Raw genomic sequence first — 2,300 nt, 5'->3', positions numbered from 1 at the left:
GCATTACCCATAACACCTACAACAGATGTCATGTTGATAATATGACCAGAACGTTGTTTCATCATGATTTTGGATACTGCTTTAGTTACCAAGTATACACCTTTAAGGTTGATATCGATAACAGCATCAAAATCTTCATCTTTCATACGCATTAACAAGCCGTCACGCGTAATACCCGCATTATTTACGAGAATGTCAATGTGGCCAAATTCTTTATGAGCTTCTTCCACCATGGAAGCAACTTCATCAGCATTAGCTACATTGGCTTTAATTTTAATGGCTTTACGGCCTAACGCTTGTACAGCTTCAACAGTTTCTTGAGCTGCACCTTCGCTACCGCTATAGTTAACTACAACATCAGCACCAGATTGTGCTAAATGGATGGCTACAGCGCGACCAATGCCACGGGATGCGCCAGTTACAATGGCTACTTTACCCTCTAAATGCATTTTATCGAACCCCTTTCAAAAATTCAAGCGTTTTCTCTAAGGATGCAATGTCTTCAACATTGGCTAATTCCATATCTTTATTGATCTTTTTAGTAAAGCCTGTAAGCACTTTACCAGGACCAACTTCAACGAAGCTAGTAACACCAAAGTTTACCATTTCGGCTACGCAGTCTTCCCATAATACAGGGTTAGCTGCTTGAGTAACTAAGGATTCTTTAATGTCGTTTGCATTAGTCAAAATTTTGCCTGTAACATTTGCTACTACAGGAATTTGAGCATCGCTCACTTGAATTTTATCTAACTCTTCTTTCAAGCGAACAGCTGCAGGTTCCATCACACGGCTGTGGAATGGAGCACTTACAGGAAGCATTACTGCGCGTTTTGCGCCAGCTTCTTTCATTTTTTCAGCTGCTGTTTCCACTGCTGCAGTTTCACCGGCAATTACGATTTGACCTGGACAGTTAAAGTTAACTGCTTGTACAGAGCCCACAGATGCACTTACTTCATCACAAATTTGTACAACTTGTTCACGAGGTAAAGCTAAGATAGCCGCCATAGCGCCTTTACCCAATGGCACAGCTGCTTGCATATACTGACCGCGTTTATGCACCACATATACTGCATCTTTAAAGTTCAATACGCCAGCCGCTACAAGAGCACTGTACTCGCCAAGGCTATGACCACCTACGATATCAGGTGTAAAACCTTGCTCTTTAAGAACTTCATAACAAGCTACGGAGGCTGTCAAAATAGCAGGTTGAGTATTTGCTGTTTTAACAAGCTCTGTGTCAGGACCTTCGAAACATAACTTAGTAATAGAATAACCAAGTGCTTCGTCAGCTTCTTCAAAACGTTGTTTCACAATAGGATACGCATTGTACAAATCTTGTAACATGCCTACTTTTTGGGAACCTTGACCAGGAAAAACAAATGCCGTTTTCATTAGGGCCTCCTTATTTAACAAGACCTTGAAGGTTGTTAATTACACGTTCAGTTTCAGTCATAATATCGTTAATGATAGTTGCACAAGGTTTAATATCTGTTAACATACCAGAAATTTGACCGATCATTACGGAACCTTCTTTTACATCACCATCAATAGCAGCTAAGCGAAGTGTGCCTGCGCCTAATGCTTCTAATTCTTCTTTAGAACCACCGCTGAATTCAAGGTTTTTATATTTATGAGCTAATGTATTATCAATAATACGTACAGGGTGACCTGTTGTTAAGCCAGTCATAACTGTAGCGCGATCTTTCGCTTTCAATACAGCGTTTTTGTAGTTTTCATGAGCAATACATTCTTCAGATAATACGAAGCGCGTACCCATTTGTACTGCTTTAGCACCTAATGCAAAGGCTGCCGCCATACCACGACCATCAGCAATACCACCAGCTGCAATAACTGGAACATCAACAGCATCTACTACTTGAGGAATCAATGCCATAGATGTAATATCGCCTACGTGACCACCGGACTCTGTACCTTCTGCAATGATTGCATCAATGCCACCGCGTAACAAGCGTTTTGCCAACAATACAGATGCTACAACAGGAATTACTTTTGTACCGATTTCTTTCAAAGCTGGAATATAAACGCCAGGATTACCAGCACCTGTAGTAATTACAGGAACGCGTTCTTCCACTACTACTTCCATAACCTCTTTTACAAATGGAGACATAAGCATGATATTACAACCAAATGGTTTGCTTGTGCGCTCTTTTAATTTATGGATTTCATTACGGAAAATATCAGGAGGCATATGACCAGCACCAATAATGCCAAGGCCACCAGCTTCAGATACGGCTGCCGCTAATTCTGCAGTACCGAGCCAAGCCATACCACCTTGTAAG

3 protein-coding genes are annotated in these 2,300 nt (G+C 41.2%); all 3 read right to left on the bottom strand.

Translation table 11 applies throughout. The features are described 5' to 3' along the window. Positions 1 to 449 (bottom strand): SDR family NAD(P)-dependent oxidoreductase (locus Q0F90_RS08885; protein ID WP_296004875.1); only part of this gene is annotated, 449 nt, incomplete at its 3' end. Between the two features lies 1 nt (position 450). Beyond that, positions 451 to 1,392, bottom strand: coding sequence for an ACP S-malonyltransferase (gene fabD / locus Q0F90_RS08880; protein ID WP_296004873.1), 942 nt, complete (start codon positions 1,390 to 1,392; stop codon positions 451 to 453). A 10-nt stretch (positions 1,393 to 1,402) separates the two neighbouring features. Beyond that, a partial coding sequence (gene fabK / locus Q0F90_RS08875) for an enoyl-[acyl-carrier-protein] reductase FabK (protein ID WP_296004871.1) occupies positions 1,403 to 2,300 on the bottom strand: 898 nt, incomplete at its 5' end.

The sequence above is a fragment of the uncultured Veillonella sp. genome, assembly GCF_934190855.1.
Taxonomy (GTDB): domain Bacteria; phylum Bacillota; class Negativicutes; order Veillonellales; family Veillonellaceae; genus Veillonella.
This window is presented reverse-complemented; position numbering and strand designations above follow the sequence as displayed.